The organism is Agriterribacter sp., assembly GCF_035444585.1.
In the GTDB taxonomy this organism is placed as follows: Bacteria; Bacteroidota; Bacteroidia; order Chitinophagales; family Chitinophagaceae; genus Agriterribacter.
On record NZ_DAOMOZ010000089.1, the window covers coordinates 9731 to 17945 of the forward strand.

Consider the following 8215-nt stretch of genomic DNA (forward strand, 5'->3'; position numbering starts at 1 on the left):
GTGTTGTATATTGATAAACATTTTATTCATGAAGTAACCAGCCCGCAGGCGTTTAAAGGACTTCAGCAAAGAGGGCTCAAAGTATTTCGGCCCGGCCAGGTGGTGGCCACGGCAGATCACAATGTACCTACTTTAGATCAGCACCTGCCTATTAAAGAAGAATTATCGCGCATACAGGTTGAGCAGCTAAAAAAGAACTGTGCCGATTTTGGCATTGAACTGTATGGATTGGGACATCCCTACCAGGGGATTGTTCATGTAATTGGTCCTGAACTGGGCATTACGCAGCCGGGGATGACCATAGTATGCGGCGACAGTCATACCTCCACGCATGGTGCCTTCGGCACAATTGCTTTCGGTATCGGCACCAGCGAAGTAGAAATGGTGCTGGCTACACAATGCCTGATGCAGACCAGGCCTAAGCTCATGCGTATTAACGTGGAAGGGAAGTTGAACAGCGGGGTGGTTTCAAAAGATATCATCCTTTATATTATTGCCCGGATCTCGGCCAGCGGAGCCACGGGTTATGCTGTGGAATATGCCGGATCGGCTATACGGGACTTATCTATGGAAGCCCGCATGACCATTTGCAATATGAGCATTGAAATGGGCGCCCGTTGCGGTATGATAGCTCCCGATGAAACGACCTTTGCTTATATGAAAGGCAGAGCGTTTGCCCCGGAGGGCGATGCATGGGAGAAAGCAATAAATGACTGGAGCACTTTATACAGCGATGCGGATGCAGTATTTGATAAAGAACTGCATATAAAAGCTGAAGATATAGAGCCCATGATCACCTATGGTACCAACCCCGGTATGGGAATAGGCATTACGGGTCATGTGCCGACTTTGGGTGAGATTGATGAAAGGGAAAAGCCGTCGTTTGAAAAATCGCTGCTGTATATGGGATTAACTCCCGGCGAAAATATTAAAGGTAAAAAGGTTGATTACGTATTTATAGGAAGCTGCACCAATAGCCGGATTGAAGATCTGAGGATGGTGGCTGCCTTTGTAAAAGGGAAAAAGAAAGCAGATAACGTGGAGGTATGGGTGGTGCCCGGAAGCAAGCAGGTAGAAAAACAGGCCCTAGATGAAGGGATCCATAGAGTGTTTGAAGATGCCGGGTTTGTATTAAGACAGCCGGGATGTTCGGCATGCCTGGGCATGAATGAAGATAAAATACCTGCCGGTAAATACTGTATCTCAACTTCCAACAGGAATTTTGAAGGAAGGCAGGGGCCCAAAGCGAGAACGTTGCTTGCAAGTCCGCTAACTGCCGCCGCGGCTGCTATAACGGGTGAAGTAACAGATGTGCGGGAACTGATTTAGATTTGAAATTTCAAATCTTAAATCTTAAATATCAAATTTAAACATGAGCAAATCCATCAATATAGTAAAAAGCAGAGCTGTTCCTTTGGCAATAGAAAATATTGATACAGACCAGATCATTCCCGCCCGCTTTTTGAAGGCCACCAGCAGGGAAGGCTTCGGTAAAAATTTGTTCCGCGACTGGCGCTATGAGAATGGCGATGAGCAAAAACCCAAAGAAGCGTTTCCGTTAAATAACCCTGCATTCAGCGGTAAGATCCTGGTGGCTGCAAAAAATTTTGGGTGCGGTTCCAGCAGGGAACACGCAGCATGGGCTATTAAAGATTATGGATTTGATGTGGTAGTGAGCAGTTTTTTTGCAGACATATTCAGGAACAACGCTTTGAATAATTTTCTACTGCCTGTGCTGGTGTCGGAAAATTTTCTTCAGCAGATATTTGATGAAATATATAAGGATCCTTCGGTGATGCTGGAAGTAAGTCTTGAAGATCAGTATATAAAAATTGCATCAACCGGGGCAAAAGAGTCATTTGATATCAACAGCTATAAAAAAACCTGCCTGTTGAACGGTTACGATGATATAGATTATCTGTTGAACATGAGATCTGAGATTGAGCAGTTTGAAAAGCAGGATGCGTAATTGATTGTTTCCGTAATCCTGAATTAATTCGGATGAAAAAGAAGATAGCAGTAATTTTTGGAGATGGCATTGGGCCGGAAGTGACGCAGCAGTCCATTAATATTCTGGATGCTGTTGCTAAAACATACGCGCATGAGTTTGAATATACGCATTGCCTGATGGGAGCGGATGCTATTGATAAAACGGGTAACCCGCTGCCTGATGAAACAATAGAAGTCTGCCTCAATAGCGATGCTGTACTGTTCGGGGCAATTGGCCATCCCAGGTACGACAATGACCCGGCGGCGGAAGTGCGTCCAGAGCAGGGCTTATTAAAGCTGCGGAAAGCTTTGCAGTTGTATGCCAATATCCGGCCGGTTACTGCCTACCCGTCTTTACAGCATTTATCGCCTTTGAAATCAAAAAATATTGAGGGTACCGATTTTGTTATTTTCCGTGAGCTCACCGGCGGTATTTATTTCGGTAAAAAGGAAATGAATGAAGAGCAAACAGAGGCATCAGACAATTGCATATATACCCGTAGTGAAATTGAACGCATAAGCCATCTTGCTTTTCAATATGCACGGCAGCGTCGTAAAAAGCTAACACTTGTTGACAAAGCCAATGTGCTCGAAACTTCAAGATTATGGCGGAAGGTTGTGCAGGATCTGGCAGGGCAGTACAACGATGTGGCGGTAGATTATATGTTTGTTGATAATGCGGCTATGCAGATCGTCATCAACCCCAAACAATTCGATGTAATATTAACTGAAAATATGTTTGGCGATATCATCAGCGATGAGTCCAGTGTAATTGCCGGATCTCTCGGGTTATTGCCTTCGGCCTCGGTTGGCAGTGGTGTGGCTTTGTTTGAACCTATTCATGGTTCTTATCCGCAGGCAGCAGGCAAGGACATTGCCAATCCTATAGGGTCTGTTTTATCGGCGGCCATGTTGCTGGAATACTTTAATATGAAAGCTGAAGCTGCAATAGTACGGGAAGCTGTAGACTGGACACTCAAGCACAATTTTGTGACGAGGGATATTGACCCGGTAAGTTTTTATTTAACCAGTACCATTGGCGAGCTGATCTGCGAATATGTAAACAATAAAGTGCCGGGAGAGGAACATGAATCAGATGGAGAATTAAGGAAGTCAACGATAATATAATTTGAGATTTCAGATAAAATAAGCACAACAGATGAATAAAAATATAGAGCTGAACAAATTTTCAAAAACAATTACACAGGACCCTACGCAGCCCGCCGCACAGGCTATGCTGTATGGCATCGGCCTTACTGATGAGGATCTGAAAAAAGCACAGGTAGGCGTTGTGAGCATGGGATGGGATGGCAACACCTGCAATATGCATTTGAATGACCTGGCGAAGATCGTAAAGCAGGGCGTATGGGATAATGATATGGTGGGGCTTATCTTCAATACAATTGGCGTTAGTGACGGCATCAGCAATGGTACAGATGGCATGCGCTATTCACTGGTTAGCCGCGATATTATCGCGGATAGCATTGAAGCGGTTTGCGGAGCGCAATATTATGACGGACTGATCGCCCTGCCGGGTTGCGATAAAAACATGCCGGGGAGTGTTATGGCCATGGGCCGTTTGAACCGGCCGGCTATAATGGTATATGGCGGTACCATTGCCCCGGGCCATTATAAAGGCCAGGACCTCAATATTGTTTCCTCGTTTGAAGCATTGGGGCAAAAGATCGCAGGTAACCTGAGTGAAGCAGATTTTAAAGGTATTGTAATGAACAGTTGCCCCGGCGCAGGTGCCTGTGGCGGCATGTATACAGCAAATACCATGGCTTCGGCAATTGAGGCTTTGGGCATGAGTCTGCCTTATTCCTCTTCCAACCCTGCATTGAGTGAAGAAAAGAAAGCGGAGTGTCTTGCCGCAGGCAAAGCGATCCGTCTGCTGCTGGAAAAAGACATTAAACCTACGGATATCATGACCCGTAAAGCATTTGAAAATGCAATCACTGTGATCATGGTAACGGGTGGAAGCACGAATGCGGTATTGCATTTTATTGCCATTGCAAAAAGTGTGGGTATTGAAATAACGCAGGATGATTTTCAGCGCATCAGTGATAAAACCCCTGTGCTGGCTGATTTTAAACCTTCAGGGAAATACCTCATGCAGGATCTGCATGAACATGGCGGTATTCCTGCGGTAATGAAATATTTGCTTGATAAAGGTTTGCTGTACGGCGATTGCTTAACGGTGACCGGTAAAACCATAGCAGAAAATTTAGCAGGTGTTAAAAGCATAGATTTTGAAACCCAGGATATTATTTATCCACTTGAAAAGCCCGTTAAAAAAACAGGGCATCTTCAGATCCTTTATGGCAACCTGGCCGAAAAAGGCAGTGTAGCCAAGATCAGCGGTAAAGAGGGTGAACGGTTTGAGGGACCGGCAAGGGTATTTGACGGAGAAAAAAACCTGATTGCCGGACTTTCCAACGGACGTGTTAAGTCCGGTGATGTTGTTGTTATTAAAAATGAGGGGCCGAAAGGCGCCCCGGGCATGCCCGAAATGCTAAAGCCAACCGGGGCTATCATCGGCGCCGGTCTGGGCAAGTCGGTGGCATTGATTACCGATGGAAGATTTAGTGGCGGCACCCATGGGTTTGTAGTAGGACATATTACACCGGAGGCTTACGAAGGCGGATTAATAGGTTTGGTGCAGGATGATGATATCATTGAGATAGATGCAACAAAAAACCTGCTTATCTTAAAAGTAAGCGACAGCGAAATTGCACGCCGCAAAGCAGCCTGGAAAAAACCTGCTTTGAAAGCAACCAAAGGTGTTTTATATAAATATGCTGTTAGTGTTAAGGATGCCAGCGAAGGTTGTGTAACGGATGAATAGTGGGGTGAAGAGTGTGAATGCCGTTCGGAAGGGCGAACAGTTAATTGTGAATAATGAATAGTGAATGGTTTTTCGCCTTAAGTCCTGCGCTTTTTTGCAGGTAGATGATCATATATATCCGCCTGTGGAACCTGCTGAACCATGAAAAATAAACACCCATGCAACTACAGGTCATTCAGAACAAAATATATGAAATACGCGGCCAGAAGGTGATGCTGGATTTTGATTTGGCCGGATTGTATAATGTAGAGACGAAAGCATTTAATCAGGCAGTTAAAAGAAATATCGGGAGCTTTCCAGCCGAATTTATGTTTCAGTTAACAAGGACTGAATGGAGAGGGATGAGGTCACAATTTGTGACCTCATATACAGAATATGCTGACAACCAACAAGATGCGCTTCCTGAAAATATAGGGAGTTCACAAAAGAAGAGAAGAAGAGACTTGCTGCCATATGCTTTTACCGAACATGGTGTAACCATGTTGGCCAGTGTGTTGAAAAGCCCTACGGCGAGAAAAATGAACATTGCCATAGTGAAAGCTTTTATCGCCATGCGAAAATTGGTGATACAATACGCAGAGGTTTTAAAAGCAGTTGATGATTTGAGGGAACGGATAGATGGACATGATGCTCAATTGAACCAAATTTATGACGCTTTGGAAAACATGCTGGATAAAAAAGCAGTAGAAGAAAACAGACAGAGAGAATGGGATGAGCGGGAGAGAATTGGGTTTAAAAAATAATAATAGTAATTATTGTAATTCAAAATTGAAAATACCATGAGTACCACAACTGAAATAATGAAAAAGAAGAAATCAGAGAGCGAAGCGATCGCAAAACAGCCACAGGGTAAGGCTAAAACCGGAACCGCAGTAAGTGGAAGTGTGGCTGTGCTGGAAGCACTGGTTGCTGAAGGAGTTACTGATTTTTTTGGTTATCCCGGTGGTGCGATAATGCCTATTTATGATGCTTTATATGACTATAACGATATTTTAAACCATATTCTGGTACGCCATGAGCAGGGTGGTATACATGCAGCGCAGGGCTATGCCCGCACATCGGGAAAAGTGGGGGTGGTGTTTGCAACCAGTGGCCCGGGCGCTACCAATCTGGTAACGGGGCTGGCTGATGCACAGATCGACAGCACACCGCTGGTATGTGTTACCGGCCAGGTATTCGCACACTTATTGGGTACCGATGCATTCCAGGAAACGGATGTAATTAATATTACAACACCCGTAACCAAATGGAACTACCAGATAACGGATGCTACTGAGATCCCCGGGGTGCTGGCCAAGGCATTTTATATTGCACGTACCGGAAGACCGGGACCCGTATTAATAGACATTACCAAAAATGCACAGGTTCAAAAATTCAATTATCCCGGGTATGCACCTTGTAATCATGTACGCAGCTACAGGCCCAAACCCAATGTGCGCAAAGAGTATATTTCAGAAGCAGCAGCATTGATCAACGCCGCGGAAAGGCCTTTTGTGCTGTTTGGACAGGGTGTTATTTTGGGGAAGGCTGAAAAAGAGTTCAGGGCGTTTATCGAAAAAGCAGGGATACCCTCTGCATGGACGGTATTGGGCTTAAGCGCTTTGCCTACGGATCATCCGCTCAATGTGGGTATGTTGGGTATGCACGGTAACTATGGTCCTAATGTACTGACCAATGAATGTGATGTGCTGATAGCCGTAGGCATGCGTTTTGATGACCGGGTTACGGGCAGGCTCGATAAATATGCCCGGCAGGCCAAGGTCATTCATTTAGACATTGATCCGGCAGAAATTGATAAAAATGTACAAACTACAGTGCCTGTATGGGGCGATTGTAAAGAAACCCTGCCTTTATTAACTGCATTAATTAAGCAAAAGCAATATCCCGAATGGCTGCAGAAATTTAAGGATATGAAAAAGCAGGAAGAGGAAATTGTTATTCACGATGAGCTTAATCCTACAGGTGAGGTTATGACAATGGGGGAAGTAATAAAAGTATTGAATGAGTTTACAGAAGGCAAAGCCATTCTGGTAACGGATGTGGGACAGCACCAGATGGTAACCTGCCGCTACGCGAATTTCAATGAAAGCAAAAGCAATGTTACTTCCGGCGGACTGGGAACAATGGGATTTGCATTACCCGCTGCAATAGGAGCCAAATTCGGCGCTCCTCACCGGAGCGTGATCGCTATAATCGGAGATGGCGGTTTTCAAATGACGCTTCAGGAACTGGGTACTATTATGCAATTCAATGTGGATGTAAAGATCATCGTTCTCAACAACAATTTTCTGGGGATGGTTCGCCAGTGGCAGCAATTATTTAATGATAAAAGATACTCTTTTGTAAACATCACCAGTCCCGATTTTGTGATGGTGGCCAAAGGATATGACATTGCCGGTAAAAGCATTTCAAAGCGGGAAGATTTAAAAAGCTCCCTTGATGAAATGCTGAATCATAAAGGGGCCTATTTGCTGGAAGTTATGGTAGGCAAGGAGAATAATGTGTTCCCTATGGTGGCCCAGGGTTGCGGGGTGTCGGAGATACGATTGAAGTAGGGAGGGGTGAGAATGAGAAGTGAAAGGTGAGCGAAAAGGAGCTGTAAAAATATTTTATTACTGAAAATCAAATTTCCCGCTGTTGCGGGATGGAGGTTATATATGAAACAGGAATATACCATTACGGTTTACACCGAAAATCATATTGGCTTGCTGAACCGCATTGCCATTATGTTTTCAAGGCGCAAGATCAATATTGAAAGTTTAAATACTTCTCCGTCTGAGATAGAAGGGATCCACCGGTTCACTATTGTTATCAATGAAGTGGAGGAGGTAGTTAAAAAATTAGTGCGTCAGATTGAGAAGCAGGTGGAAGTGCTAAAGGCCTACTACAATAACAATGATGAAATTGTGTGGCAGGAGATGGCTTTGTATAAACTGTCTACCGATAAGGTAATTGAAGATGTAAAAGTAGAAAGATTATTGCGTAAGTATGGTGCAAGGGCCGTAGTGATCAGGAAGGATTATACTGTTTTTGAAACTTCGGGTCACCGCGAAGAGATCAATAATCTTATAGAAGTGCTCGGTCCCCTGGGATTGATAGAGTTTGTGCGCAGCGCAAGAGTTGCGATTATCAATGAGAGCAATGGTTTTTATGAAAAGCTCAGGGAATTTGAAGAGGAGAAGCCCGGCGAAGAAATAGTGGAGAATGAGTTTTTAGATAAGCAGGACGAAGTGTTCAGTATGTAAATATCAGCGTTAGCTGAACAGCATTAATGTAAAACTTCAGAAGGATCATAATTCAATAATTTTCAAATCATCAAATCATCAAATTAAAAAGATGGCAAAATTAAATTTCGGCGGCGTGGAAGAAAATGTAGTA

7 protein-coding genes are annotated in these 8215 nt (G+C 44.2%); all 7 read left to right on the forward strand.

Annotated elements, in window-relative coordinates; translation table 11 throughout:
* The coding region (gene leuC, locus PLH26_RS11190) for a 3-isopropylmalate dehydratase large subunit (RefSeq protein ID WP_324586102.1) at positions 1-1329 on the forward strand (1329 nt) is incomplete at its 5' end.
* Between the two features lie 43 nt (positions 1330-1372).
* Positions 1373-1969 carry a 3-isopropylmalate dehydratase small subunit gene (gene leuD / locus PLH26_RS11195; protein ID WP_324586103.1) on the forward strand — a complete coding sequence of 199 codons (597 nt, stop codon included), beginning with the start codon at positions 1373-1375 and terminating at the stop codon, positions 1967-1969.
* Between the two features lie 32 nt (positions 1970-2001).
* The gene (leuB, locus tag PLH26_RS11200) at positions 2002-3117 is read left to right on the forward strand and encodes a 3-isopropylmalate dehydrogenase (RefSeq protein ID WP_324586104.1); all 1116 of its coding nucleotides are present in this window, start codon (positions 2002-2004) and stop codon (positions 3115-3117) included.
* Positions 3118-3148: 31 nt separating this feature from the next.
* Complete coding sequence (gene ilvD / locus PLH26_RS11205) at positions 3149-4837, forward strand: dihydroxy-acid dehydratase (protein WP_324586105.1); 1689 nt, start codon at positions 3149-3151, stop codon at positions 4835-4837.
* Between the two features lie 158 nt (positions 4838-4995).
* Positions 4996-5580, forward strand: coding sequence for an ORF6N domain-containing protein (locus PLH26_RS11210; RefSeq protein ID WP_324586106.1), 585 nt, complete (start codon positions 4996-4998; stop codon positions 5578-5580).
* 36 nt (positions 5581-5616) lie between these two features.
* Positions 5617-7392 carry a biosynthetic-type acetolactate synthase large subunit gene (ilvB, locus tag PLH26_RS11215; RefSeq protein ID WP_324586107.1) on the forward strand — a complete coding sequence of 592 codons (1776 nt, stop codon included), beginning with the start codon at positions 5617-5619 and terminating at the stop codon, positions 7390-7392.
* Between the two features lie 102 nt (positions 7393-7494).
* Entirely contained in the window at positions 7495-8082 is a 588-nt protein-coding gene (gene ilvN, locus PLH26_RS11220; protein WP_324586108.1) for an acetolactate synthase small subunit, read from the forward strand.
* Positions 8083-8215 lie beyond the last annotated feature (133 nt).